Source organism: Mesorhizobium sp. P2_E7 (genome assembly GCF_056403855.1).
This window is the reverse complement of record NZ_JBFUER010000007.1, coordinates 152,296-176,590: the sequence shown is the minus strand read 5'-3', so window position 1 is coordinate 176,590 and position 24,295 is coordinate 152,296. Positions and strand designations below refer to the sequence as shown.

Annotated in this window: 25 protein-coding genes, 1 tRNA gene and 1 pseudogene; 15 read left to right on the top strand and 12 right to left on the bottom strand. The window is 63.3% G+C overall.

The window, feature by feature from the left end; translation table 11 throughout:
- Positions 1-75: 75 nt before the first annotated feature.
- Complete coding sequence (locus tag AC1DYC_RS27490; RefSeq protein ID WP_477410839.1) at positions 76-2,040, top strand: acyltransferase family protein; 1,965 nt, start codon at positions 76-78, stop codon at positions 2,038-2,040.
- 73 nt (positions 2,041-2,113) lie between these two features.
- Here the strand turns inward: AC1DYC_RS27490 and AC1DYC_RS27485 are convergent.
- Positions 2,114-2,189: transfer RNA gene (locus AC1DYC_RS27485), tRNA-Ala, on the bottom strand.
- Between the two features lie 164 nt (positions 2,190-2,353).
- On the opposite strand from AC1DYC_RS27485, the gene AC1DYC_RS27480 reads away from it, so the two are divergent.
- Positions 2,354-2,644: a YggT family protein gene (locus tag AC1DYC_RS27480; protein ID WP_477410838.1), complete on the top strand. Its 291-nt coding sequence runs from the start codon at positions 2,354-2,356 to the stop codon at positions 2,642-2,644.
- Between the two features lie 10 nt (positions 2,645-2,654).
- A complete protein-coding gene (locus tag AC1DYC_RS27475; protein ID WP_477410837.1) occupies positions 2,655-2,969 on the top strand; it encodes a DUF167 family protein in 315 nt (104 codons plus the stop codon).
- A gap of 4 nt (positions 2,970-2,973) precedes the next feature.
- Here AC1DYC_RS27475 and AC1DYC_RS27470 read toward each other — a convergent pair whose 3' ends face one another.
- Genes AC1DYC_RS27470 through AC1DYC_RS27460 form a run of 3 tightly spaced genes read right to left on the bottom strand, consistent with a single transcriptional unit; the run spans position 2,974 to position 5,726 of the window.
- A complete protein-coding gene (locus AC1DYC_RS27470) occupies positions 2,974-3,855 on the bottom strand; it encodes a MurR/RpiR family transcriptional regulator (protein WP_477410836.1) in 882 nt (293 codons plus the stop codon).
- 30 nt (positions 3,856-3,885) lie between these two features.
- A complete protein-coding gene (locus AC1DYC_RS27465) occupies positions 3,886-4,953 on the bottom strand; it encodes an ABC transporter ATP-binding protein (protein ID WP_477410835.1) in 1,068 nt (355 codons plus the stop codon).
- A gap of 2 nt (positions 4,954-4,955) precedes the next feature.
- Entirely contained in the window at positions 4,956-5,726 is a 771-nt protein-coding gene (locus tag AC1DYC_RS27460) for an SDR family oxidoreductase (protein ID WP_477410834.1), read from the bottom strand.
- 178 nt (positions 5,727-5,904) lie between these two features.
- Here AC1DYC_RS27460 and AC1DYC_RS27455 point away from each other — a divergent pair, with 178 nt between their 5' ends.
- From AC1DYC_RS27455 to AC1DYC_RS27440, 4 genes are all read left to right on the top strand, one after another.
- Positions 5,905-7,137: an ABC transporter substrate-binding protein gene (locus tag AC1DYC_RS27455; protein ID WP_477410833.1), complete on the top strand. Its 1,233-nt coding sequence runs from the start codon at positions 5,905-5,907 to the stop codon at positions 7,135-7,137.
- Positions 7,138-7,475: 338 nt separating this feature from the next.
- Positions 7,476-8,345 carry a carbohydrate ABC transporter permease gene (locus tag AC1DYC_RS27450; RefSeq protein ID WP_181062098.1) on the top strand — a complete coding sequence of 290 codons (870 nt, stop codon included), beginning with the start codon at positions 7,476-7,478 and terminating at the stop codon, positions 8,343-8,345.
- Positions 8,342-9,166 carry a carbohydrate ABC transporter permease gene (locus AC1DYC_RS27445; protein WP_023668609.1) on the top strand — a complete coding sequence of 275 codons (825 nt, stop codon included), beginning with the start codon at positions 8,342-8,344 and terminating at the stop codon, positions 9,164-9,166. The genes AC1DYC_RS27450 and AC1DYC_RS27445 overlap by 4 nt, the downstream gene beginning before the upstream one ends.
- Positions 9,167-9,184: 18 nt before the next feature.
- Positions 9,185-10,681: a M81 family metallopeptidase gene (locus tag AC1DYC_RS27440; protein ID WP_477410832.1), complete on the top strand. Its 1,497-nt coding sequence runs from the start codon at positions 9,185-9,187 to the stop codon at positions 10,679-10,681.
- A 147-nt stretch (positions 10,682-10,828) separates the two neighbouring features.
- On the opposite strand, the gene AC1DYC_RS27435 is transcribed toward AC1DYC_RS27440, so the two are convergent.
- The 6 genes from AC1DYC_RS27435 to AC1DYC_RS27410 form a co-directional block, all read right to left on the bottom strand.
- Positions 10,829-12,883, bottom strand: a complete 2,055-nt coding sequence (locus AC1DYC_RS27435) for a M3 family metallopeptidase (protein ID WP_477410831.1) — start codon at positions 12,881-12,883, stop codon at positions 10,829-10,831.
- 94 nt (positions 12,884-12,977) lie between these two features.
- Entirely contained in the window at positions 12,978-13,391 is a 414-nt protein-coding gene (locus AC1DYC_RS27430) for a nuclear transport factor 2 family protein (RefSeq protein WP_477410830.1), read from the bottom strand.
- 66 nt (positions 13,392-13,457) lie between these two features.
- Positions 13,458-14,102 carry a carbonic anhydrase gene (locus tag AC1DYC_RS27425; RefSeq protein ID WP_477410829.1) on the bottom strand — a complete coding sequence of 215 codons (645 nt, stop codon included), beginning with the start codon at positions 14,100-14,102 and terminating at the stop codon, positions 13,458-13,460.
- Between the two features lie 150 nt (positions 14,103-14,252).
- Positions 14,253-15,002, bottom strand: a complete 750-nt coding sequence (locus AC1DYC_RS27420) for a DUF429 domain-containing protein (protein ID WP_477410870.1) — start codon at positions 15,000-15,002, stop codon at positions 14,253-14,255.
- 5 nt (positions 15,003-15,007) lie between these two features.
- The gene (gene pdxY / locus AC1DYC_RS27415) at positions 15,008-15,892 is read right to left on the bottom strand and encodes a pyridoxal kinase PdxY (RefSeq protein ID WP_477410828.1); all 885 of its coding nucleotides are present in this window, start codon (positions 15,890-15,892) and stop codon (positions 15,008-15,010) included.
- 7 nt (positions 15,893-15,899) lie between these two features.
- Entirely contained in the window at positions 15,900-16,151 is a 252-nt protein-coding gene (locus tag AC1DYC_RS27410; protein ID WP_477410827.1) for a hypothetical protein, read from the bottom strand.
- A 151-nt stretch (positions 16,152-16,302) separates the two neighbouring features.
- Between AC1DYC_RS27410 and AC1DYC_RS27405 the strand changes: the two genes are divergently transcribed.
- The 7 genes and pseudogenes from AC1DYC_RS27405 (at position 16,303) to ppa (ending at position 21,377) form a co-directional block, all read left to right on the top strand.
- Positions 16,303-16,941 (top strand): LemA family protein, encoded by a 639-nt coding sequence (locus tag AC1DYC_RS27405; RefSeq protein WP_477410826.1) that lies wholly within the window; start codon positions 16,303-16,305, stop codon positions 16,939-16,941.
- A 201-nt stretch (positions 16,942-17,142) separates the two neighbouring features.
- The gene (locus tag AC1DYC_RS27400) at positions 17,143-17,946 is read left to right on the top strand and encodes a TPM domain-containing protein (protein WP_477410825.1); all 804 of its coding nucleotides are present in this window, start codon (positions 17,143-17,145) and stop codon (positions 17,944-17,946) included.
- Between the two features lie 49 nt (positions 17,947-17,995).
- A pseudogene (locus tag AC1DYC_RS27395) lies at positions 17,996-18,463 on the top strand (TPM domain-containing protein); the annotation flags it as partial.
- Positions 18,464-18,498: 35 nt separating this feature from the next.
- A complete protein-coding gene (locus AC1DYC_RS27390) occupies positions 18,499-19,398 on the top strand; it encodes a TPM domain-containing protein (RefSeq protein ID WP_477410824.1) in 900 nt (299 codons plus the stop codon).
- Between the two features lie 5 nt (positions 19,399-19,403).
- Complete coding sequence (locus tag AC1DYC_RS27385) at positions 19,404-20,042, top strand: TPM domain-containing protein (protein ID WP_477410823.1); 639 nt, start codon at positions 19,404-19,406, stop codon at positions 20,040-20,042.
- 165 nt (positions 20,043-20,207) lie between these two features.
- On the top strand, positions 20,208-20,714 hold the full coding sequence (locus tag AC1DYC_RS27380; protein WP_142869081.1) for a GNAT family N-acetyltransferase: 507 nt from the start codon (positions 20,208-20,210) through the stop codon (positions 20,712-20,714).
- Between the two features lie 129 nt (positions 20,715-20,843).
- Entirely contained in the window at positions 20,844-21,377 is a 534-nt protein-coding gene (gene ppa / locus AC1DYC_RS27375; RefSeq protein ID WP_477310419.1) for an inorganic diphosphatase, read from the top strand.
- 235 nt (positions 21,378-21,612) lie between these two features.
- On the opposite strand, the gene AC1DYC_RS27370 is transcribed toward ppa, so the two are convergent.
- Both AC1DYC_RS27370 and AC1DYC_RS27365 read right to left on the bottom strand, forming a co-directional pair.
- On the bottom strand, positions 21,613-22,206 hold the full coding sequence (locus AC1DYC_RS27370; RefSeq protein WP_477410822.1) for a hypothetical protein: 594 nt from the start codon (positions 22,204-22,206) through the stop codon (positions 21,613-21,615).
- Between the two features lie 44 nt (positions 22,207-22,250).
- Positions 22,251-22,868 carry a TetR/AcrR family transcriptional regulator gene (locus AC1DYC_RS27365; RefSeq protein ID WP_477410821.1) on the bottom strand — a complete coding sequence of 206 codons (618 nt, stop codon included), beginning with the start codon at positions 22,866-22,868 and terminating at the stop codon, positions 22,251-22,253.
- A gap of 74 nt (positions 22,869-22,942) precedes the next feature.
- Between AC1DYC_RS27365 and AC1DYC_RS27360 the strand changes: the two genes are divergently transcribed.
- Complete coding sequence (locus AC1DYC_RS27360; RefSeq protein WP_477410820.1) at positions 22,943-24,226, top strand: MFS transporter; 1,284 nt, start codon at positions 22,943-22,945, stop codon at positions 24,224-24,226.
- The last annotated feature ends 69 nt before the right edge of the window (positions 24,227-24,295 follow it).

Sequence of the window (24,295 nt, the reverse complement as noted above, 5' to 3'; positions counted from 1 at the left end):
GTACCCAGAAGTGGGCCATATGGCCGGATTGCCCCTATGGGTTCAGGCCGGTGAAGCTATTTTTGGGGACATCCGGTGACAATCGATCAGGAACGTCGGTTTCGGCCCGAAATACAGGGGCTGCGCGGACTGGCCGTCACTCTGGTCGTCATCTTTCACCTGTGGCCCTATGTTCTTCCCGGCGGCTATGTCGGCGTCGACGTCTTTTTCGTCATTTCGGGTTATCTGATCACAGGCTTGCTGGCGCAGATGGCGCTGCGCGACGGCCGCGTCTCGCTGATCGAATTTTATTCGCGACGGATTCGCAGACTTCTGCCGGCCGCGATCCTCGTGCTTCTGCTGACGCTGCTCGGTACGCTGCTGTTCATTTCCAAGGCGCGCTGGGAGGAAACCGCCAAGCAGATTCTGGCCAGCGCGCTCTATGTCGAGAACTGGCGTCTGGCCCATCAGGCTGTCAGCTATCTCGACGCCGACAATCTGCCGACGCCGGTGCAGCATTACTGGTCGCTTTCCATAGAAGAGCAGTTCTACATCGTTTGGCCGGTGCTCATGATCGGTGTGATCTCGCTGGCGCGGCGATGGCAGCTTTCCCTAAGACGATGCCTGGCGACGACATTGTCGCTCGTTTTCGTGGCATCGCTGGTCGCCTCGATTGTCCTGACGAAAACAGACCCCGCCCAAGCCTATTTCGTCAGCCATACGCGCCTGTGGGAATTGGCGCTGGGTGGTCTTCTGGTGCTTGGCGAGCCCCGGCTTCGATGGGGCGCGGGTGCAAGGCGGCTGCTGGCGCTTGCCGGCATCACCGGCATCCTCGCCTCCGCTTTTCTGTTTTCCGCAGCGACACCGTTCCCTGGCCTCAGTGCGTTATTGCCAACCTTGGCCACCGTGCTCGTCATCCTGGCTGGCGAAGTCCAAGCCGGCCGGTTTCGGGGACTCGATTTGTGGCCGCTTCGCTTCATCGGCGATCGGTCGTACTCGATCTATCTCTGGCATTGGCCGCTGATCACATTCTTCCTGGGGCAGGGCTATTCGCCGACGTTTGCCAGTGGTGTCGGCCTGATTGCGGTGACCCTGGTCCTGTCGGACCTGTCTTATCGCTATGTCGAACAACCCTATCGGCAGTCCCGGGGCGGCGCGTGGTGGCAGCCGCTGGGATACGGCACCATCGCGGTCCTGGCATCCGTGGCGGCATCCGAGGGGCTGCTGCATTTCGTGACGACGCAACGCACCGACATTACGCTGATCGGCACGCCTGCCTACCCCGGGCCTGCCGCTTTGCTGACCGGCGCGGTGGTTCCGGACGGTGTGGACCTGTTGCCGCCGCTGGCCCGGCTAAGGCGGGACGTGTCGAGTTTGTTCGCAGCGGGCTGTCAGCAGAACCTGAAAGGCGCCAAACCGGTGGGATGCGTGCTGGGCGACCCCGCCGGCACGCAAACCATCGTCCTCGTGGGCGATTCTCACGCTGCCCAGTGGGGCCCAGCCCTGAACAAGATCGCCAAGGACCGCAAATTCAAACTGGTTTCCTTCTCGAAATCCGCCTGCGCATTCGCGCGTGCGCCCACCAAGTCGGGCGGCAAGCCGTATCCATCGTGCTACGAGTGGCGAGAGAAAGTGCTGGCTGAGATTCTAAAGCTCAGGCCGCTTGCTGTCATCACCAGCCAGTCCAATGCCGGATCGGTTCCCGACGACCTGATGATCGAGGGGTTGCGCGATGTCTGGAGCAGACTGACGGAGGCGGGCTCCCGGATCATCGTCATCCGCAACACGCCCTTGATGCGATTCGAGCCTGGCGATTGCCTGAGCGCCACGCCTGCAAAATGCTTCACCAAAAGAAACGATGCCGCGCTCAACGACGTGTTGGCGGTCGCCGCAGAGGGTCAGAAAAACGTCCGCGTCGTCGATATGACCGACGCCATATGCGGGCCGGAGCTATGCGCGGCGGTTGTCGGCAATATGATCGTCTGGCGCGACAATGGTCATTTGACTGCCACCTATTCGCTTGCGCTCGCGCCTTATCTCGCTCCCAGGCTGGGGCTTTGACACAGTTCCCAGGGGAAAGCGCAACGCGCCTTTCCGGATCCGTTGGGGCGAGCAAGGAATGGAAAAATTCCGCTGGTGGAGCTGAGGAGGATCGAACTCCTGACCTCGTCATTGCGAACGACGCGCTCTCCCAGCTGAGCTACAGCCCCGTCCAGCGGATGGCGCATTTATCGAAGGCTGCGCTTTCCTGTCAAGGCGCGGTTTTGCCGAAACGCAGTGCAGGCGGCCATCGCCTGCCGGCATGCGGCAGAAGGCGGCCCTTGCCGGTTCGGCATGCAATGGCTACATGTCGCGCAATTCAACGGAGCCTCGAATGAACGCGCTTATCGATACGCTGATCTACGCGCTGAGCATTTATGGATGGATCGTCATCCTGTCGGCGATCTTTTCCTGGCTGTATGCCTTCAACGTCGTCAACACGCGCAACCAGTTTGTCGGCAGCGTCGGCAACATGCTGTACCGGCTGACCGAACCGGTCTACCGGCCGATCCGCCGCTACATGCCCGATCTCGGTGGCGTCGATATTTCGCCGATCATTGTGCTGGTGATCCTGTTCTTCCTGGAGCGCTTCCTCGACAGCACTGTCAGGTCGCTCTTCAATTAAACGTCCTGGGGTGGGCGACGCGCCGTACCGTCTACGCGACGACGGCATCGACCTGTTCGTGCGGCTGACGCCCAAGGCAGCGGTGAACAGGCTCGAAGGCGTGGAGACAGCGGCCGACGGGCGCTGTCATCTCAAAGCCCGCGTGCGCGCCGTGCCTGAGAATGGCGCCGCCAATCAGGCATTGCAAAGACTTGTCGCCAAGGCGCTGGGCGTTCCGGTATCGGCGGTGTCGGTCGTTGCTGGTGCTACCGCTCGCTTGAAGACGCTACGGGTGCTTGGCGACCCCGCGGCGCTGGTGACGAGCCTCAAGGCGCTCGCCAGCTAAGTCCTCAATCCCCCAGCGGCAATTTGGGATCGTCGACCTTCAGCGTGTTCACGCTCTGCTTGATGCGGCGCAGGTTTTCGAGAACTCTGGGTCCGCGCGTCTCGGCGACCGAGGTGACGATCATGTCGACGATCGACAGCAGCGCATAGCGCGACGAGGTCGGTTTGTAGATGTTGCCGTCTTCCAGCGACTGGAACTGGATGGCGGTGTCGGCGGCCTTGGCGAGTGCCGAGTCCGGCGGGGTGATGGCGATTGTGGTGGCGCCATATTGCTGGGCGACCTGCACCGCATCGATGACCGAACGCGCATAGCCGGAGACGGAAAAGGCGATCAGCGTCGTCTCCGATGTGGCGACCGCGGCATACATGCGCTGCAATTGTCCGTCGATCTGCGCCAGTACCGGCACGCCCAGCCGAAACAACCGGTTCTGCATTTCCGTCGCCATCATCGAGGAAATGCCGCCAGAGCCGATGCACAGCACATTGCCCGAATTGACGATGCGTGCGGCCACACCCACCAGCGTCCTCATATCAAGGTTTTCGCTGGCGCGCTGGATGGCGGCTATCGCCGCTTCGGTGATGGCGGTCGCGATTCGCTGCTCGCGGGCGTCGCGGCTGAGCGGTTCGGGCGACAGATACTGACCGCCAATGGCGATCGCCTGCGCCAGATAGAATTTGAAATCGCGCAGGCCCTCGCAGCCGAGATTGCGGCAGAAGCGGGTGACCGTCGGTTCGCTCACGCCGACACGCGCGGCAATCTCCGAGATTGCCGCCTTGGAAGCGAAGTCGAGATCGGTCAGCACGAGGCCGGCCAGGCGCCGATCCGATTTGGTGCCGTCCTGTGACATCAATTGCAGGCGAGTGATGATGTCGGCCGGTGTCTTCATCTCAGAGTTTTCGTTTTCATGGCGCTGCCTTCATAGCGGCAGGCCCGTGGCCTTGTCGAACAGATGGATGTTGCCCGGCGCGACGGAGACCGGCAGCATTTCGCCCGGTTTGACCTGAACCCGGTCGCGGAACACGGCACGCACCGTATCAGTGCCGATGGCGCCATAGACATGGGTTTCCGAGCCGGTCGGCTCGACGACATCGACCTTGATCGCCATGGCGTCGACAGCCTCGCCGATGACGAAGTGTTCGGGCCTTATGCCGGCCTCGACGGTGCTGCCCGCCGGCGCCGTCTTGCCGCCGAGCGCCAGTCGCCCCCCGCCGGCCGACTCGAACCAGCTCTTCTCGGGCGTCGTCTTCAGCGCTCCGGATACAAAGCTCATTGACGGTGAGCCAATGAAGGACGCGACGAATTTGTTGGCGGGACGGTCGTAAAGCTCCAGCGGCGCGCCGACCTGCTGGATCCTGCCGCGGTCCATCACCACGATGCGGTCGGCCATGGTCATGGCTTCGATCTGGTCGTGGGTGACGTAGACGATGGTCGATTTCAGCCGCTGGTGCAGCGCCTTGATCTCGGTGCGCATCTGCACGCGCAACTGCGCGTCGAGATTGCTGAGCGGCTCGTCAAACAGGAACACCGAGGGTTCGCGCACGATGGCGCGGCCCATGGCGACGCGCTGGCGCTGGCCGCCCGACAGCTCCCGGGGGTAGCGGTCGAGATAAGAGAACAGGTTGAGGATGCCCGACGCCTTCTTGACCTTCTCATCGATGGCCGGGCGCGCCTCGCCGCGGATCTTTGGGCCGAAGCCGATATTGTCTGCCGCCTTCAGATGCGGAAACAGCGCATAGGACTGGAACACCATGGCGATGTTGCGCTGCTGCGGCGGCAGCGCGTTGGCGCGCACGCCGCCGATCAGCAGATCGCCTGAGGTGATCGGCTCCAGCCCGGCCAGCATGCGCAGCAAGGTCGACTTGCCGCAGCCGGACGGGCCGACCAGCACGACGAACTCGCCGCTTTTGATGTCGAGGCTGATGTTCTCGAGAATCTTGTGCCGTCCGAACGATTTCGACAGGTCGCGGAACTCGACGTCGGTCATGGTCAGGCTCCCAATATATCGTCGATGAAAGGCAAGAAGCCGGCGGTCAGCCCGGCGTCGACCGGCACCACCGCGCCGGTTATGCCCGATGCGCGTTCCGAGGCAAGGAAGGCCACCGCTTCGGCCACTTCCGCGGCGTCGACGATGCGGCCGAGCGGATAGAGCCGCTGCAGCTTGCCGAGAATATCCGGGTTCTTGGCCAGGCGATGGTCCCAGGCCGCGGTGCGGATCGAACCGGGGCAGACGACATTGGCGCGCAGGCCGCTGCGGCCGAGTTCGACTGCGACCGATTTCGCATAGGCGTTGATGCCGGCCTTGGCTGCGGCATAGGCCGGGTTGCCGAAATGGGCGATGGCGTTGACCGAGGAGATGAAGACGACGCTGCCCGAGCCGCGGGCCGCCATCGCCTTGATCAGCGGATCGGCGAACAGCATCACCCCGGTCAGATTGAGGTCGAGTTCATGCTCGATCTTATCGGGGGTTAGTGCTGCAAGCGTCTCGGCGCGGGTCCAGCCGGCATTGTTGATCAGGATGTCGGGGACGCCGTCTTTCTCAAAGATCGCCGGTATCGCCGCTTCGATGGAAGTCCGGTCGAGGAGGTCGAACACGTGGCGCGAGGCCAGATGCGGGCTGCCGAGCTGGTCTTGCGACTGGTCGCAGCCGACGACGCGCGCACCACGCTCAGCCAGCAACGCAACGATGGCCGAGCCGAGGCCGCCGCCGGCGCCTGTCACCAGCACAGTCTTGCCTGCAAATTCGGCCTTTGAAACCACCCTGCGCGTCTCCCTGGGTCTACGATAGTCGCAAAACGCTATTTTAAGAAATGTAATTAAGCAACAGAATAATCCGCTTGCGCAGCGCGAAATGATGGATAATGTAGGAAAGTCACATAAAGCTTATGCCGCCTGAAAGCCGCAAGAGCGCAGGCGCGCACCAAATGGGAGAGATCATATGACGCTTGCAAAATGGACCATAGGCCTGATGGCCGGAATGAGCATGCTGGCGCTGACGGCGCAGGCGGATGCCGGCGAAGTGCGCGTCACTGTTGCCGAATACAGCGCCAAGACCGGACCGTATTTCGAAGCGGTGAAAAAGGAATTCGAGGCCGCCAATCCGGGCATCACCGTCAAGTTCGAAGTGGTGCCATGGGATGTGCTGCTGCAGAAACTGACCACCGACATCACCGCCGGCACCAATGCGGATCTGTCGATCATCGGCACGCGCTGGCTGATCGATTTCGTCCAGCAGGATGTCGCCGAGCCGCTCGATGGCTACATCAAGCCTGACTTCAAGAATCGCTTCATCGACACCTTCCTGTCGCCCTCGATCATGGACGGCAAGACCTACGGCCTGCCGATTGCCGCTTCGGCGCGGGCGATGTACTACAACAAGGAACTGTTCGAGAAGGCCGGCATCGCCAACCCGCCGGCAACCTGGACAGAGCTGCAGGAAGATGCACGCAAGATCAAGGCGCTGGGCACCGGCACATTCGGCTTCGGCCTGCAGGGCAAGGAGATCGAGACCGACGTCTATTACTACTACGCGATGTGGTCACAAGGCACCGAGATCCTCAACAAGGATGGCACGTCTGGCCTCGGCACGCTGGGCGCGCTCGAAGCCGCCAAGCTCTACAAGTCGATGATCGACGAAGGCCTGACCGAGCCGGGCGTCACCTCCAACAACCGCGAGGACGTGCAGAACCTGTTCAAGCAGGGGAAGGTCGGCATGATGATCACGGCACCCTTCCTGTCCAACCAGATCAAGGACGAGGCGCCGAACCTGAAATACGGCGTGGCTGCCATTCCGGCCGGCCCGACCGGCGCGCGCGGCACGTACGGCGTCACCGATTCCATCATCATGTTCAAGAATTCCAAGAACAAGGATGAGGCGTGGAAGCTGCTCGATTTCCTGTTCACCACCGAACAGCGCGCAAAGTTCACGCAAGGCGAAGGCTTCCTGCCGGTGAACAAGGAAGAGGCCAAGATGGACTATTACGTCAACAACGCCGACCTGGCCGCGTTCACAGCACTTCTGCCCGACGCCCGCTTCGCGCCGGTTATCCCGGGCTGGGAAGAAGTCGCCCAGATCACGTCGGATGCCATGCAGAAGATCTATCTCGGCGGCGACCCCGAGGCAGGCTTGAAGGAAGCGGCTGACAAGGCCAATGCGGTGCTGAAGAAATAGGGCGTATCTCCCTGCGCCCGGCGCGCCCCTAGAGATCGGGGCGCGCCACCCTTTCCTCTCCCTCCGGAGGGGGGAGAGGTGGCTCGGCGCAGCCGAGACGGAGTGGGGAACCACCTGGCAACCGCGGCGAACGGACATAGGAATTGCACTAGGCGCAAACATCTCCTCGCCCTGCGCCCAAGGGTCGACCCCCACTCCGTCGAGCTTCGCTCGACACCTCTCCCCCGATCGACGGGGGAGAGGAAAGGCCTTCTTCCGCAGCGCTGCTCCAGACCGATATGCAAGATTGACCCCAGCTGGCGTGCCAGCGCCACTGAACCACGGTACAAAACCGGCCGATGCAAAATCGCTTCTTGCCCTATCTGCTGACCTTGCCCAGCCTGTTGCTGGCGGCGGTCGTCATCTTCTGGCCGGTCTGGGACCTGATCCAGATCTCGACGCATGATGTCAGCCGCTTCGGCCAGTTGCGCGACTTCAACAATTTCGCCAATTACGCCGCCTTCCTCGCCGATCCCGACTTCCTGGCAGCGCTGTGGCGCACCGGCCTGTGGACAGTGCTCGTGGTCGGCGGCGCGCTGCTGTTGTCGGTGCCGGTGGCGATGATCCTCAACACCGATTTCTACGGCCGCGGCATTGCCCGCGTCATCATCATGCTGCCCTGGGCGGTGTCGCTGACGATGACGGCGGTGGTCTGGCGCTGGGCGCTCAACGGCGAAAGCGGCATGCTGAATTCGGCGCTGATCGGGCTCGGCCTGATCCATGAGAACATCCAGTGGCTGGCGCGCGCCGAGACGGCCTTTCCGATGCAGGTGCTGATCGGCATTCTGGTGACGGTGCCGTTCACGACGACAATCTTCCTCGGCGGCCTGTCGTCGATCCCGGACGACCTCTATGAGGCTGCGGCGCTCGAAGGGGCGACGCCGCTGCAGCAGTTCCGCGAGATCACCTTTCCGCTCTTAAAACCGTTCATCAACATCGCCATCGTGCTCAACACCATCTACGTCTTCAATTCGTTCCCGATCATCTGGGTGATGACGCAGGGCGGGCCGGCCAATTCCACCGACATTCTGGTGACACATCTCTACAAACTGGCTTTCCGCATCGGCAAACTGGGGGAAGCGTCGGCGGTGTCGCTGCTGATGTTCGCCATCCTTTTGATCTTCACCATGATCTATGTGCGCCTCGCCATGCGGGAGCAACGCGCATGACGCCTAAGCTCAAGCGCACCATCATTGCCTGGCTGCTGCTTTCGCCGCTGCTGGTGGTGACGATCTTTCCCTTCGCGGTGATGTTTTTGACCGCGGTCAAGCCGAGGCAGGAAGTGCTGTCGCCGACCTGGTGGCCGAGCGAGTTCCACTGGTCGAATTTTGCCGACATGTGGGTGGCGACAGGCTTTGGCCAGGCGCTGGCCAATTCGCTCTATGTCTCGGTCATCGCCACCGTCGGCGCCATCCTGATCTCGGTGCCGGCTGCCTACGCCATGTCGCGGTTTCGCTTTGCCGGCTACGGCGCCTTCCGCCAGTTCCTGCTGATTTCGCAGATGATCTCGCCGATCGTGCTGGTGCTCGGCCTGTTCCGACTGATGGCCGCCTGGGGGCTGATCGAATCGACCACCGCGCTCGGCGTCATCTACATGGCCTTCAACGTCGCCTTCACCGTGTGGATGCTGCAGAGCTATTTCGACACCATCCCGCGCGATCTCGAAGAGGCCGCCTGGATGGAAGGCGCCGGCCGCTGGCTGACCTTGCGCAAAGTGTTCCTGCCGCTCTGCCTGCCGGCGATCGCTGTCACCGCCATCTTCACTTTCATCAACGCCTGGAACGAGTTCGTCGTCGCGCTCACCATGCTGCGCAGCCAGGAAAGCTACACACTGCCGATCCAGGTGTTCTCGCTGGTCGCCGGCCGCTACACGATCGAATGGCACCATGTGATGGCGGCGACGCTGCTGGCGACCTTGCCGGTGGCGATCCTGTTCATCTGGCTGCAGCGCTATCTCGTCAGGGGGCTGGCGCTCGGGGCCGTAAAATAGCTGCCGCACGGAGTTTTCATGCGTATCTTCACCGCCTCGCTGGCGACGGAAACCAACACTTTCTCGCCGGTGCCGACCGACCGGGCCTCGTTCGAGATGGCCTTCTATGCCGGCCCGGGAAAACACCCGGACACGCCGACACTGTGCTCGTCGCCGATGGTCGTGCTGCGCCGCCGTGCGGCGGCCGAAGGGCTGATCGTCATTGAAGGCACCGCCACCTGGGCAGAGCCGGGTGGCCTGGTTCAGCGCCAGACTTTTGAGGCGCTGCGCGATGAGATCCTCGGTCAGCTAAAGGCAGCGCTGCCCGTCGATGCCGTCATTCTCGGCCTGCATGGTGCCATGGTGGCGCAAGGCTACGACGATTGCGAAGGCGACCTGCTTGAACGAGCACGCGCCATGGTCGGGCCGGATGTGGTGATCGCGGTGGAACTCGATCCGCACAGCCATCTGACGCCGAAGCGCGTGGCGGCGTCCAACGTCATGGCCTATTTCCTCGAATTCCCGCACACCGATTTCTACGAGCGCGGCGAGCATGTGGTCGAGCTTGGCCTGGCTGCCGCGCGTGGAGAAATCAGGCCTGTGATCTCGACCTTCGACTGCCGCATGATCCAGGTGCTGCCGACCAGCCGTGAGCCGATGCGCTCCTTCGTCGACCGCATCAAGGCGTTGCATGGCAAGGACGGCGTGCTGTCGGTCTCGGTCATCCATGGCTTCATGGCGGCCGATGTGCCGGAAATGGGCACGCGCATCCTCGTCGTCACCGACAATGACAAGGCCAAGGGCGATGCACTGGCGGAAAGGCTGGGGCGTGAGCTCTACGCCATGCGCGAGAAGACGGCGATGACGATGCTGAACACCGAGGACGGCATTGCGCGGGCGCTGGCCGTACGCAAGGAAAACCCGGACAGACCGGTGGTCATCGCCGACATCTGGGACAATCCCGGCGGCGGCGTCGCCGGCGACGGCACTGTCGTGCTGCGCGCCTTTCTGGAGCGCGGCGTCGACAAAATTGGCGTGGCGACGATCTGGGACCCGATCGCCGTCACCTTCTGCCAGGCTGCCGGCGAAGGTGCCGTCATCGACCTGCGCTTCGGCGGCAAGGCAGGTCCGCTGGCCGGCGAGCCGATCGATGCGAAAGTGCGGGTGCTGAAGGCGGTTTCGGAGGGATGGCAAAGCTTCGGGCCAAGCCGGGTGACGCTCGGGCCGACGGCGCTGGTGCGCATCGAAGGCACCGAGGTCGACATCATCCTCAACACCAACCGCACGCAGACCTTCGAGCCGGATATTTTCTCCAACATCGGGGTCAATCCGATGCGCAAGGATATCTTGCTGATCAAGTCGACCAACCATTTCTACGCAGGCTTCGAACCGATCGCGGCGGAGATAATCTATGTCTCGGCGCCGAGCTCATATCCGAGTAATCCGGTGGTGACGGATTACAGGAAGCTGACGCGGCCGGTTTGGCCTAGGGTGAAGGATCCGTGGAAGGATGAGGCTGGTAAAATCCCCCCTTGAGGGGGAGATGGCCGCAAAGCGGCCAGAGGGGGTCGGTCCGACCGGGCTCGACCCTCATCTTCGGCGCGGAAGGCTAGTGCTTCACGCGCAGCGACCCCTCTGTCGCCTTCGGCGACATCTCCCCCTCAAGGGGGGAGATCAGCGGCGCTACACCAACCCTCTTTTCACCATCATGGCTTCCGGCGAAGGCATCTTGCCGCGGAACGCGGTGTACAGCTCTTCCGGATCCTTCGAGCCGCCGGCGGCATAGATATTCTTGCGCAGCCTTTCGGCCAGCGCCGGGTTGAAGGGGTCGCCGGTTTCCTCGAACGCGGCGAAGGCGTCGGCGTCGAGCACTTCGGACCACATGTAGGAATAGTAGCCGGCTGAATAACCATCGCCGGAGAACACATGGCCGAAATGCGGAGTGCGATGGCGCATGGCGATGGTGTCGGGCATGTGCAGCTTGTCAAGCGTATCGGCTTCGAACTGAAGCGGCTCAGCCGGCGCATCGGAGCGCGCGTGATAAGCCATGTCGATGAGCGCTGACGCCGTGAACTCGACCGTGGCGAAGCCGGCGCCGAAGGTCCGGGCGGCCAGCATCTTGTCGAGCAGCGCCTTGGGCATCGGCTTGCCGGTCTTGACATGCAGCGCATGCTTTTCCAGCACCGACGGCACCGTCAGCCAGTGCTCGTAGAGCTGCGAGGGCAGTTCGACGAAATCGCGGCTGACCGAAGTGCCCGCCACCGACGGCCAGGTGACGTCGGTCAGCATGCCGTGCAGCGCGTGGCCAAATTCGTGGAACAATGTCTTGGCCTCGTCGACCGACAGCAGGGCGGCCTCGCCCGCCGGCGGCTTGGCGAAGTTCATAATGTTGTAGATCACCGGCTTTGAGCCGTGCCCTAGACGATAGCCGGACTTCAGCGCGCTCATCCAGGCGCCCGAGCGCTTCGAGGAGCGGGCGAAATAGTCGGCGAGGAACAGGCCGCGCTCGCCACCGTCGGCGTTTCTGACCACGAAGACGCGCGCATCGGGATGCCAGGCGGCGATGCCCTTCTTCTCCTCGAAGGTGATGCCGAACAGCTTTGTCGCAACGTCGAAGCAGGCGTCGATGACGCGGTCGAGCTGCAGGTATGGCTTCAGCTCCGCCTCGTCGAAAGCGAACCTCTCCGTGCGCAACTTCTCCTGGTAAAAGCGCCAGTCCCAGGCAGCGAATTTCTCGTTGCTGCCGGCCTCTGTTGCCAGCCGCTCCAGCTCTTTCTGGTCGGCGGCGGCCTTCTCCAGCGCCTTCTCCCAGACGGGGTCGAGCAAATCGTGCACGGCCTTCGGCGTCTTGGCCATGGTGTCGTCGAGCTTCAGCGCGGCGAAGGAGCCGTAGCCGAGCAGCTTGGCCTTTTCGGCGCGCAGCTTCAGCATGTCGCGCACGACTGCGGTGTTGTCGCTGGCGCCGCCATTCTGCCCGCGCATGGTGAAGGCGCGGAAAGCGGCTTCGCGCAGGTCGCGGCGTTCGGAGAAGGTGGTGAACGGCTCATAGATCGAGCGCGACAAAGTGACGGCGTAACGGCCCTTCTGGCCGCGCGTCTCGGCGGCCTCGGCCATCGAGCTCTTCACGAAGTCGGGCAGGCCGGCAAGGTCTGCCTCATCGAGGAACAGCGCCCAGTCGCGCTCGTCGGCCAGCACGTTCTGACCGAAGGTGGTGCCGAGCGAGGACAGCTCCTCGCTGATGTTGGCCAGCCGCTTCTTGCCGTCGGCATCGAGCTTGGCGCCGGAACGGACAAAGCCTTTCCAGGTCTTTTCCAGCACCCGTAGCGTTTCGGCATCGAGCTTCAAGCTCTCGCGGCGCTGGTAAAGATCGTCGATGCGGGCAAACAGTTTCTCGTTCATCGAGATCGCCGAGAAGTGCCTCGACATTTTTGGCGAAATCTCGCGCTCCAGCGCCTGGATCGCATCGTTGGTGTAGGCGCCGGCCCGGCACCAGAAGATCGACGAGACATGGTCGAGCGGCTCGCCGGCAAGTTCAAGTGCTGCCAGCGTGTTCTCGATGGTCGGCGCATCCTTGTTGCCGGCGATCGTGTCGATCTCGGCTTCATGCGCCTTGAGCGTCGCGTCGAACACCGGTGAAAAATCGCCGTCGCCGATGTTTGCGAAATCGGGCAGGCCGAGCGGTCCTTGCCATTTGGTCAGCGGATGGGCGGCGAGGTCGACGGTTTTCGTGGACGGCATAGGGGATCTTTCGATGATTGGCGAGCGGGTGGGCTGGTGACCGATGTAGGGCGATGCCTGACGCGGCGCAACAGCGCGGCCGTTCAAGCCGGCGTCAGAAGCCGTCGCAATTTTCCGCGATCGCTGCTTGCGAACTGGCGGTGATGCGGTTGCCGGCGACGGCAAACGTTTCCTGCATCAGCATGTCGTTGTTGGGAAAATCATAGCAGGCGATGACAGTGGTGACGCCGGCCTCGCTCTTTTCGATGCGATGGCGGATTGCGGCGCCGGCGACCGCGCCCTTCCATTCGTCGATCGAGGCGATGAATTCCTGCCTCGACTGCACGACGCCGAGGTCGTCGAGCTTGATGCGGACATCGTCGGCGAGTAGGTCCGACAATTCGGTGCGGTCGGCAACCAGCAGCGCCGAATACCAGCGGTCGATAAGGGCGCCATCATCGGCGCGGGCAGGGGTGAGCGAGAAGAGCAGCGCCGCCACGGCGAAAACGATCGAATGGCGATCCCGCATGACTGCCTCCTAATGCTTGACCATAATCTTATCCGAAAACCGGTGCCCACTTTTCGGGATCATGGTCTAAGTCAAATCCGGCCGCTCGAAGTCGCCAGTGTCCTTGTTCATCACCCAGAGTTCGCCGGTCGAAATGTCGAACCAGGCGCCGTGCAGCGCCAGCCGCCCCTTGCCTTCGAGGATCGAGACGCATGGGAAGGTCCTGAGATTGGCAATCGAATAGCGGATGGAGATGCGCTCCAGCGCCGTCTGCCGTTCCGTCGCCGTCATGAAGGTGCTGGACGACACGGTTTCGGCCGCCGGCGCGATCAGGCTCATCCACTTGCCGATGAAGTCGCCGGGCGAGAGCGGCGCCGAATTGGGGTCGAGCGCGGCGCGGATGCCGCCGCAACGGCCATGGCCCATCACCACGATGTTCTTTACCTTCAGGCTCTGCACGGCGAATTCGAGCGCGGCCGAGGTCGAATGGAATTCGCCATCCGGCGCATAGGGCGGCACCAGATTGCCGACATTGCGCAGCACGAAGAGTTCGCCGGGGCCGGCGTCGAAGATCGCCTCGGGGGCGGAGCGGGAATCGCAGCAGGCAACGATCATGGTTTCGGGCGCCTGCCCTTCACGGGCGAGCTCGCGATAGCGTCCGCTCTCGGTGAGATAGCGGCCATTCATGAAGTTGCGATAGCCGGCGAGGAGGTGGTCGGGGAGGTGGGGCATGGGCGGCGGACGGAGCCTTTCCGGGTTGGAGACGGCAGCTCGTTTTCAGTTGAGAAAGCCTCTAACGGCAAAAGTCGGTCGTGGGCAATGCCGAATTGCGGATGGCTCCGTCGCAAATGGCCATGCTGCACGCATGGCTCAAGGCGTGCCTCACGCCCAGATGGCGACGGGAATGCCGAAGCGGTCGGCGAGTGGCGGGTCGGGAAACAGCTTCGCTTCGCTGCGGGCAATGCGTGCGGCAATCAGCATCATCACGGCGGCGTCGAGGAAATCGTCTGATGCAGCACCTTTCGGCGGCGTCTGGTCGAGAAAGGTTTTCTCATAGCCATGTCGGTACAACAGCGCCTTGCGCTCTTCCATGCCGGCCGGATTGACGGCGCCCTTGATCTTCTTCGGCAGCGTCATCGGTTCTCCGCCGTTCAGCCGGCAGAAGGCGACTTCCGGATGCGATTCGAAGACGCGGCCGCGCAGTTCGGGGCGCGCGATCAGCAGCGCGTCGATCTCGCGGATCTTGGAAAAGATGCCGAAGGCCTGGATCGAGACGCCGCGCGGCGGATCGGAGGTCGCCTTGGCCACCTCGCTGGCGCGGCGATGCGCTGCATACCAGGCTTCGATCGTGGTGAAGTCGTTGGTGTCGGCGTAAAGGGCCGCGCGGGACGGGATAGCGAAAACACTGGATTGGCGCTGTCCGAGCAGCGGCCGCACCAGCGCTTCCGGCCCGCGCCCGCCTTTCTGCGAAAAGTCCGGCAAGCCGATCGGCATGTCGACGGCTATTGTCGCATCGGCTGGCAACGCGTCGAGCAGGGTTGCAAAGCTCGCGAAGACGGAGACTGACGGCGAAGCTTCAGTTGTTCGCTCGACGGCTATCCAGCCTGCCTGGCAGCCGTCGACGCCGGCCAGGGATGTCACGCCCGGCGGTCCCGCCCTGGGTGTGTGAGATGGCGCAACTGCACCATCGCCATCGGGTGCGACAGGCTCTGGGCATCGGTTTCGAGCTGCAGTTCGTCGCCACCGCGTTTCGCCGTGCGTGCCAGGATCTCGTAGACCGCCGCCGTGGTCGACTGCAGGGCCTTGATTGGCGGCTGTCCCGACAGGATGCGGGCGAGGTAGACGGCAGCGGTCAGGTCGCCCAGCCCGTTCGGCGGCTTGTCGATCAGGCGGTGTTCGGCCAGCAGCGCCTGGCTGGCGTCGAGCAGCAGATTGCCGGTGCCGCCGGTCATCATCGACGGCGCCGATGTCACCAGCATGGTGCGGGGTCCGGCGTGAAGCGCGGCTGCGATGACCGATTTCAGGTCGGGCAGAGGCGCGCCCGCCATCCATTCCAACTCGAAGCGGTTGGGGGTGGCGATGTCGGCGATCGGCATCAGCCGGTCGCGCATGGCCGCCGCCGTCGGCTCGGGCACGTACAGCCCGCCGGAATCGCCCATCACCGGGTCGCATATATAGATCGCGTCCGGCGTCTTCGCCTTGACCGCGGCAACCAGCGAGGCAACGGCCTCGGCCTGGCCGGCTTCGCCGAGATAGCCCGACAGCACGGCGCCGACCTCGCCCAACCATGGCGCGCGTTCGAGATCGGCCATCAGCGCCTTGAACTGGTCGAGCGGCGGCACGATGCGCGTCGCCCTGCCGTGGCCGGGATGCCAGGGCAGGGTGACCGTCGGCACTGCCCACACCGGAAAGCCCAGCGTCTCCAGCGCAAACACGGCGGCGCGGTTGCCGACCGAGCCGCGGGCGACATGGCTGGAAATGACGATGACCGCGCGCGGCGCGTCGGCTTTTTCGCTGTTCATGGAATTCCTAGCTGCCCCGGGAGACGTAGTAGACGAGCCAGATCAACAGGCCGAGGGCGATGATGAGGCCAAGTGCGCGGCCGATGCGGGTGCCCCACACCTCGATAGGGTCGGAGCGGTCGGCCTCGGCGGCGGTAACGTGATCGCGCGCGCTTTTCCCGACCCGCGACACCAACGACGCGCCGCCCGGGCTGCTCTCGTTCGCCACGCGCTCGAGAATGCGGCGCGATTCGCTGTCGTCGTCGTGGCGTTCCGCCATGATCCTGTCCTGTTTCACGGCGACCATATCGCGTTCGCGCGGTCAATCACAGGGCCTGGCGAGCGCATGAGTGGGCGCCAGCCGCAGACATTTTCTTGAGCGCGGATTGTGCTAATGGTTCGCATGCAACTTTCTGTCGAGGGACCACACCATGTTTGCCCAGCGCCTTGCCTCACCGTTCCCCTTCCGCAGCCTGCCGGCCGTATTGATGATGGCCATCGTGCTGCCGCTGCTTGCCGGCTGCGGCTACAACACCATCCCGACGGCGGAGGAAAATGCAAAGGCGGCGTGGAGCGAGGTGCTGAACCAGTATCAGCGCCGCTCCGACCTCATCCCCAACCTGGTCGAGACGGTCAAGGGCTATGCGGCGCATGAAAAGGACACGCTCGACGCGGTGGTCGAGGCGCGCGCCAAGGCGACGCAGATCACGGTGACGCCGGAAACGCTGAAGGATCCCGAAGCCCTCAAGAAGTTCCAGGATGCCCAGGCCGGGCTGACCAGCGCACTGTCGCGGTTGATCGCGGTGTCCGAGGCCTATCCCGACTTGAAGGCCAACCAGAATTTCCTGGCGCTGCAGGCGCAACTCGAAGGCACCGAAAACCGCATCGCGGTGGCGCGGCGCGACTACATCCTTGCGGTCAAGGACTACAATCTGACGCTGAAGACCTTCCCCTCGGTGCTGTGGGCAACCTTCTGGTTCCGCAGCAACGAGCCCTACGCCAACTTCACCGTCGATGAAGACAAGATGCAGCCGCCGAAGGTCGATTTCGGCACGAAGCAGGGCGGGTGATAGGACGGTTGGTGGGCCTGGTCCTTGCCAGCCTTGCGCTCCTTCACACCCCCCTCTGTCCTGCCGGACATCTCCCCCGCAAGGGGGGAGATCAGCAGTTTTGCTACTTTCGCCAATTTTCGACGGGGCAGAAGGGTAGCTGCCGGTGATGACAGCCAATCTCCCCCCTTGCGGGGGAGATGGCCGGCAGGCCAGAGGGGGGTGTGCCGGAGCGCCTTCGTCGGCGTCTTGCTCGCCTTCTTCTTCCTCCCTCTCACCGCCTTCGCCGCCGATCTCCCGGCCCTCACCGGCCGCGTCGTCGACAATGCCGGCATCATCGATGCAGGTACCAGAGCCGCGCTCACCCAAAAACTTGCCGACTTCGAGGCCAAAGGCTCCGATCAGATCGTCGTCGCCACCATCCCAAGTCTCGATGGCGAGGAGATTGAGCCTTACGCGAACCGGCTGTTCCGCTTCTGGAAACTCGGCCAGGCCAAGGAAAACAATGGCGTGCTGCTTTTGGTGGCGCCGAACGACCGCAAGATGCGCATCGAGGTCGGCTATGGGCTGGAAGGCACGCTCACCGACCTGCACACCAAGCTGATCATCGAAAACGACATGGTGCCGGCCTTCCGCGTCGGCGATTTCTCCGGCGGCATTTCCAAAGCCGTCGACGACATGGTGATGGTGCTGGAGGGCAACCCGGAAGAACTGGAGGCGCGCGGAAAGCGCAACGAGCAACCGCCCATCGACATGGACAATCTGTTCTTTGGCGTCTTCATAACCATCTGGGCGGTCATCTTCTTCGGCAGCATGGCGGCCTCCATCCTGCCGCCGATCTTCGGCAAGAAACTCGGTCCCGGCCGCTACCGCTGGCTGGGCATGACATTCGAGCCGAGCCGGCGGTCATCCAGCAGCGGCTGGTCTTCGGGTGGTGGCGGCTGGTCGTCGGGCTCAAGCGGTGGTGGCGGCTTTTCCGGCGGTGGCGGATCATCCGGCGGCGGCGGCTCCTCGGGAAGCTGGTGACGAGATGACCGCACGCATCATCAATTCCTGGCATGGCCGCCTCGTCACGATGACCGGCGCTGTTTTGCTGGGCTTAACGGTGTTGGTTGTCGGCTTTGCCGCGCTGGCAGCGGACCTACCTGCACTCACCGGGCGCGTCGTCGACAATGCCGACATGATCGATGCCGCGACCGAGGCAGTGCTGACGCAGAAGCTGGCGGATTTCGAGACCAAAGGCTCCGACCAGATCGTCGTCGCGACGATTCCAAGTCTCGATGGCGAAGAAATCGAACCCTACGCCACCCGGCTGTTCAATTTCTGGAAACTCGGCCAGGCATCCAAGAACAATGGCGTGCTTCTGCTGGTGGCCAGGGGCGACCGCAAGATGCGCATCGAGGTCGGCTACGGTCTGGAAGGCGCGCTTACCAATTTGCACGCCACACGGATCATTGAAGATGACATGGTGCCGGCCTTCCGTGCCGGCGATTTCTCCGGCGGCATTTCCAAAGCCGTCGACGACATGATCACGGTGATCGAGGACAGTCATGGCACGTGAGGGGAGCTGGTGACCGCATGACCGGACGCGTCTTCAGTCCGCCAGAACCCGGCCGCGCAGCAGCGACCATCGGCATCGCCTTGTTGGCGATGATCGCAATGCTGTTCGCCGTCTTTGCCGGGGAGTTGCCGGCACTCACCGGCCGCGTCGTCGACAATGCCGATATCATCGACGCGGCGACCGAAGCAGCGCTTACCCAGAAACTGGCGGATTTCGAGACAAAAGGGTCCGACCAGATCGTCGTCGCCACCATCGACAGCCTCGATGGCGAGGAGATCGAGCCTTACGCCAACCGGCTGTTCCGCTTCTGGAAGCTCGGGCAGGCGGGCGAGAACAATGGCGTGCTTCTGCTGGTGGCCAAGAACGACCACAAGATGCGCATCGAGGTCGGCTATGGGCTGGAAGGCACGCTGACCGACCTTCACACAAAGCTGATCATCGAAAACGACATGGTGCCGGCCTTCCGCGCCGGCGATTTCTCCGGCGGTATTTCCAAAGCCGTGGATGACATGGTCATGGTGCTGGAAGGCAATCCGGAAGAGCTGGAAGCGCGCGGCAAGCGCAACCCGGCCGACCACAGCGCGCCGATCGATCCCATCGTCGCGATCTTCCTGATCCTGTGGGGGACGATGTTCTTCGGCGGCCTGGCGATGGCGTTCCTGCCGCCGATCTTCGGCACCAAGCTGTCGCCGGGCGTGTATAAATGGCTGGGTATGACCTTTCGCTATGGCCAGGGGCCGAGCGGGTCGTCCTCAGGCAGCAGCTGGACAACGAATTCGTCCTCGGGCTGGTCCTCGGGCAGTGGTTGGTCATCAGGAAGTTCGGGCAGCAGCTGGTCGTCGGGTTCGAGCAGCGGCGGCGGGTTTTCAGGCGGCGGCGGTTCGTCCGGCGGCGGCGGATCTTCAGGGAGCTGGTGAGAGACATGGCAACACGACCGATCAGCCCGCAGGACCATGAGCGCATCGCCGGCGCGATCCGCGCCGCCGAATCGAAAACCGACGGTGAAATCTACTGCGTCGTCGCGCATGCCAGCGACGGCTATTTCTTTACCGCCGCCTTCATGGCGATGATCGGAATGCTGATCGTCAGCCTCGCCGCCGCCTATGGGCTGGAAGCCTGGTGGCTGTCGATCCGGCTGCCGCATTTCGTCATTGTCCAACTGCTGGCGATGGCGTCGGTGCTCATTCTGTTGTGGGCGCTTCCCGCCTTGCGCATCCATCTGGTGCCGCGCCGGCAGCGTTACCAGGCAGCGCATGACAATGCGCTCCGGCAGTTCCTCGCCCGCAACGTCCACCGTACCACGGCGCGCACCGGCGTGCTGGTGTTCGTGTCGATCGCAGAGCGCTATGCCGAGGTGGTCGCCGACGCGGGCATCAACAGCAAGGTCGGCCAGCATGTCTGGGACGGCGTTATCCGCGACCTTACCCAGCATGCCGGCGACGACCGGCTCGCTGACGGCTTCGTCAAGGCGATCGAGCAGGTCGGTGCGGTGCTGGCCGAGCATTTTCCGGTTACATCCGGCGATACCAATGAGCTGGACGACCATCTGGTCGAGATTTGAAGCCGCAAGCACTATCTAGGCGGACGGCTGACCGCCTCAGCTGAGCGCGTTTTCAGGCAGGTTTTGCCGGATGTCAGCAGCTGTCGTGATCGGCTGTGAGAAAGCGGTTGGCAGGCCGGCCTCGACTCTTGCAAATGGCCGATGCGGGTTTATGGTTAACAAATCATGAATACGCTGAGCATTGACATCAGGAAAGCAGAACCGCGCGACGCTGGCGCCATTGCCGACGTGCATCAGCAGGCCTGGGAGGGCGCCTATTCCGGCATCATCCCGCATCGCTCGCTGACCTCGATGATCAACCGCCGCGGCGCCGACTGGTGGGCGAATGCGATTCGCCGCGCCGCCACCGTGCTGGTGGTCGAGATCGGCGGCACCATTGCCGGCTACGCCACGATCGGCAAGAACCGCGCCCGCGAGCTTCGCCAGCAGGGCGAGATCTACGAGCTTTATTTGCGCCCGGAATATCAGGGCATCGGGCTTGGCAGCCGGCTGTTCAAGGCGGCGCGGGCACGGCTTGCCGACCACGGGCTGAAAGGCATGGTGGTGTGGGCGCTGGAAGACAACCAGAACGCGCTCGCCTTCTATGCCGGCGCCGGCGGTCGCGATGTTGCCGAGGGCGTCGAGATTTTCGAGCAAAGGGCGCTGAAGAAGGTCGCCTTCGTCTGGGAATAGCAGGCGGAGCCTCGGTTACAGCCCATTCACAAACTGTGCGCTTCCACGAGCGCTGCGTACCAATCGCCGCATTGCGCGCTTGCGCTTCGCCCGCTATCGATCTTGGAAATCGAGAGAGGGATTTGAGCCATGCGCATTGAAGCCATTGCCAGCGGAAAGAACCCGCCTGACGACGTCAACGTTATCATCGAGGTGCCGATCGGCGGCGAGCCGATCAAATACGAGATGGACAAGGAGGCCGGCACGCTGTTCGTCGACCGCTTCCTGCACACTTCGATGCGTTACCCCGGCAATTACGGCTTCGTGCCGCACACGCTGTCGGGCGATGGCGACCCGATCGACGTGCTGGTCTGCAACACCCGCGCGCTGGTGCCGGGCTGCGTCATCAATGTGCGGCCGATCGGCGTCCTGATCATGGAAGACAATGCCGGCCAGGACGAGAAGATCATCGCCGTGCCGTCGCCGAAGCTGACGCTGCGCTATGAAAACGTCACCGAATACACGCAGCTGCCCGACATCACGCGCCAGCAGGTGCAGCACTTCTTCGAGCACTACAAGGATCTCGAACCCGGCAAATGGGTCAAGATCGAAGGCTGGCACGATTCCAAATACGCCAAGAAGATGATCGTCGACGCGATCGCGCGGGCGAAGGCGGCGAAGTAGCAGCTGCGCCTTGCTTCCTTCGGGCGAAGCGGTGGTATCTTTCAAAACACTGGCGCGAGGCACCCCCTCTGGCCTGCCGGCCATCTCCCCCTCAAGGAGGGAGATTGGCAGCTCCACTGCCGGCGCGTTTTTCTTTCAGCGCTGAAAATTGGCGAAAGCCACGGCACCATCTGATCTCCCCCCTTGAGGGGGAGATGGCCGGCAGGCCAGAGGGGGGTGCCTCGCGCCGACCTGCCTAATTGTCCACCCTACCAAAGGCCGGCACGTTGCCGATGACGATGTGCGTGTCCTTGCCGCAGGCGAAGGTTTTTGCCTTTTCATCGGCCAGCTTGCGTGCCTGGTCGTTGGCCTGCGGGTTGCCGGTGGCCAGCACCAGGCCGATCGTGCAGCCGTCGCGGGCATCCATCTGGGCGACCTTGGCGACCAGCAGCACTTCGGTCGGCTTGTTCTCGTCCTCGGGGTTGCTGATCGAGCGGCGGTGGATGACGGCGAAGGGAACGACGACGTCGCCCTTGGTGTCGATGCGCCATTCGACCTTGGCGCCGGACGAGTTGAAGCCGGAAAAGCTCTCCCAGGCCGAGGTCATCTCGCCGCCGGGCGGAAACCCGTAAAACAGCGATTCACGGGCATCGTCATAGGCGATCAGCACGGGGTAGCCGCGATAGCCGGAGCAGGCGAGTTCGGCCCAATCGCCGTCGCCTTCCTCGGCCTGCGCATAGGTCACGCAATCCTTTTGCGAGTCGAGGTCGGTGTAGGCGCTGGATATGCCGTCGGCATGGGCGACCTGGCAGAGACCGGCGAGAGCAAGCGAGAGCAGAAGAGCGCGCATGGCGGACAACCCCGTTTCGAGCTGCCGCAGCGTATCGTCAAATGTTATTTCTTCAAGCTCGCCTCGATCAGCAGGTCCGCGTTGCGGGCGACCGATGCCGCCGGGCCGCCGAGGCCGAAGAGCTGGCCGCTGATGTAGGCGCCTTCGATCAAAAGCAGCAGGCCGTCGCCCAGCGTGTCGGGGTCTTGCGCACCCATCGCGGCCGCCATGGCACGCAGGCGGCGGCGCAGTTCCTGCTTGTTGGCTTCGCTGACGACGCGCGCCGGATGGCTATGCTCGGGATATTCCACCGCCGCGTTGGTCATGCCGCAGCCGCGATAGTCCGGCGTCTGCGTGCGCTTTCCGATGCGGGTAAAGAATGCCTTGAGCTGCGCGCGCGGGTCGCCGGGATGGGCGGCCACGGCTTCGTCGAAACGCTCCCAATATTCGCGATCATATTGCCTGAGATACGAAGCGGCGAGCTCGTCCTTGGAGGGAAAGCTGCGGTAGAGGCTGGGCTTGGTGACGCCGGCGCGCTTGACGATCTCGTCGACGCCGATCGCTCGGATGCCGCGCCGGTAGAACAGGTCGTAGGCGACGTCGAGGATCTTCTCGGCAGCCTTCGGCGGCGACGCCGCATGACCGTCGTTGATGGTCAGTTCAATATTTTTGTCCGCTGGCATCATGTGACTCGATTGACAATGTTACCGATCGGTACGTATACATACCTCCATCCTGCAACGTACCGGTCAGTAACATGATAGCTCAATCCCGTCCTTTTGGCCAGCGCTACGCATTCGTCGTGGTCGGCGTCATCTTCCTCTGCCTGCTGATCGCAGCCGGTCTGCGTTCGGCTCCCTCCGTGATGATGCTGCCACTGGATAAGAGCTTTGGCTGGGGCCGCGACACCGTTTCGATTGCCGCCGCCATCGGCATTTTCCTCTACGGTCTGACCGGGCCGTTCGCCGCAGCACTGATGGAGCGGATCGGTCTGCGCCGCACACTGCTTGCCTCGCTGATGATCATGTCGGCTTCGACCGCGCTCAGCCTGCTGATGACCGAGCCGTGGCATCTATTCCTCACCTGGGGCGTGTTTTCCGGCATCGGCTCGGGCGCCGTCGCCACCGTGCTCGGCGCCACCATCGTCAACCGTTGGTTCAAGACCAATCGCGGCCTGGTCATGGGGCTGATGTCGGCCTCCAGCGCCACCGGCCTGCTGGTGTTCCTGCCGCTGCTTGCCTCGCTCGCCCAGTCCGGCGGCTGGCAGCCGGTCGCCATCGCTGTCTCTGTCGCCACCGCCTGTCTGCTGCCGCTGGTCTGGCTGCTGGTGCCGGAGCGTCCGGCTTCAATCGGCATGGTGCGCTATGGCGCCGAGGTCGACGACGTGCCGCCCGTGTCGCCGGCCTCGCAAGGCAATTTCCTGGCGCATACGCTGAACACGCTGCGCCGCGCCGCGGGCACCCGCGTCTTCTGGTATCTATTCGCCACCTTCTTCATCTGCGGCTTCACCACCAACGGGCTGGTCGGCACGCATCTGATCTCCTTTTGCGGCGATATGGGCATCGGCGAAGTGCAGGCCGCCGGCCTGCTGTCCCTGATGGGCATATTCGACCTGATCGGCACGACTTTGTCGGGCTGGCTTACCGACCGTTTCGACCCGCGCAAGCTGCTCGGCGTTTATTACGGCATACGCGGCCTGGCGCTGATCTATCTGCCCTATTCCGGCTTCTCGGCGACCAGCCTGATCATCTTTGCCGTGCTCTACGGTCTCGACTGGATCGCCACCGTGCCGCCGACGCTCAGGCTCGCCAACGAAGCCTTCGGCGACCGCAGCGGACCGATCGTATTCGGCTGGATCGTCGCCGGCCACCAAGTCGGCGCCGCCGCCGCCGCTGCCTTCGGCGGCACCATGCGCGAACTGCAGGGCAATTACGAACTGGCCTTCCTGATCGCCGGCATGACGGCCATCATCGCAGCCTGTATCTCGTTGCTGATCAATACCAGCAAGCCGGCGTTCGAACCGGAGCCGCAGGCGGCTTGAAGTGCTCTTCCCTTCCCCCCCTTGTGGGGGAAGGTGGCCGAGCGAAGCTCGGACGGATGAGGGGTGTTC

What these genes read in the sequence shown, in the direction of transcription:
- AC1DYC_RS27360 (WP_477410820.1), top strand. Translation starts at nt 22,943, where the DNA reads ATGATAGCTCAATCCCGTCCTTTTGGCCAGCGCTACGCATTCGTCGTG.
- AC1DYC_RS27435 (WP_477410831.1), bottom strand. Translation starts at nt 12,883, where the DNA reads ATGCCGTCCACGAAAACCGTCGACCTCGCCGCCCATCCGCTGACCAAA.
- AC1DYC_RS27445 (WP_023668609.1), top strand. Translation starts at nt 8,342, where the DNA reads ATGACGCCTAAGCTCAAGCGCACCATCATTGCCTGGCTGCTGCTTTCG.
- AC1DYC_RS27480 (WP_477410838.1), top strand. Translation starts at nt 2,354, where the DNA reads ATGAACGCGCTTATCGATACGCTGATCTACGCGCTGAGCATTTATGGA.
- AC1DYC_RS27430 (WP_477410830.1), bottom strand. Translation starts at nt 13,391, where the DNA reads ATGCGGGATCGCCATTCGATCGTTTTCGCCGTGGCGGCGCTGCTCTTC.
- AC1DYC_RS27365 (WP_477410821.1), bottom strand. Translation starts at nt 22,868, where the DNA reads ATGCCAGCGGACAAAAATATTGAACTGACCATCAACGACGGTCATGCG.
- ppa (WP_477310419.1), top strand. Translation starts at nt 20,844, where the DNA reads ATGCGCATTGAAGCCATTGCCAGCGGAAAGAACCCGCCTGACGACGTC.
- AC1DYC_RS27465 (WP_477410835.1), bottom strand. Translation starts at nt 4,953, where the DNA reads ATGACCGACGTCGAGTTCCGCGACCTGTCGAAATCGTTCGGACGGCAC.
- AC1DYC_RS27405 (WP_477410826.1), top strand. Translation starts at nt 16,303, where the DNA reads ATGTTTGCCCAGCGCCTTGCCTCACCGTTCCCCTTCCGCAGCCTGCCG.
- AC1DYC_RS27385 (WP_477410823.1), top strand. Translation starts at nt 19,404, where the DNA reads ATGGCAACACGACCGATCAGCCCGCAGGACCATGAGCGCATCGCCGGC.
- AC1DYC_RS27370 (WP_477410822.1), bottom strand. Translation starts at nt 22,206, where the DNA reads ATGCGCGCTCTTCTGCTCTCGCTTGCTCTCGCCGGTCTCTGCCAGGTC.
- AC1DYC_RS27380 (WP_142869081.1), top strand. Translation starts at nt 20,208, where the DNA reads ATGAATACGCTGAGCATTGACATCAGGAAAGCAGAACCGCGCGACGCT.
- pdxY (WP_477410828.1), bottom strand. Translation starts at nt 15,892, where the DNA reads ATGAACAGCGAAAAAGCCGACGCGCCGCGCGCGGTCATCGTCATTTCC.
- AC1DYC_RS27470 (WP_477410836.1), bottom strand. Translation starts at nt 3,855, where the DNA reads ATGAAGACACCGGCCGACATCATCACTCGCCTGCAATTGATGTCACAG.
- AC1DYC_RS27410 (WP_477410827.1), bottom strand. Translation starts at nt 16,151, where the DNA reads ATGGCGGAACGCCACGACGACGACAGCGAATCGCGCCGCATTCTCGAG.
- AC1DYC_RS27425 (WP_477410829.1), bottom strand. Translation starts at nt 14,102, where the DNA reads ATGCCCCACCTCCCCGACCACCTCCTCGCCGGCTATCGCAACTTCATG.
- AC1DYC_RS27455 (WP_477410833.1), top strand. Translation starts at nt 5,905, where the DNA reads ATGACGCTTGCAAAATGGACCATAGGCCTGATGGCCGGAATGAGCATG.
- AC1DYC_RS27450 (WP_181062098.1), top strand. Translation starts at nt 7,476, where the DNA reads ATGCAAAATCGCTTCTTGCCCTATCTGCTGACCTTGCCCAGCCTGTTG.
- AC1DYC_RS27390 (WP_477410824.1), top strand. Translation starts at nt 18,499, where the DNA reads ATGACCGGACGCGTCTTCAGTCCGCCAGAACCCGGCCGCGCAGCAGCG.
- AC1DYC_RS27440 (WP_477410832.1), top strand. Translation starts at nt 9,185, where the DNA reads ATGCGTATCTTCACCGCCTCGCTGGCGACGGAAACCAACACTTTCTCG.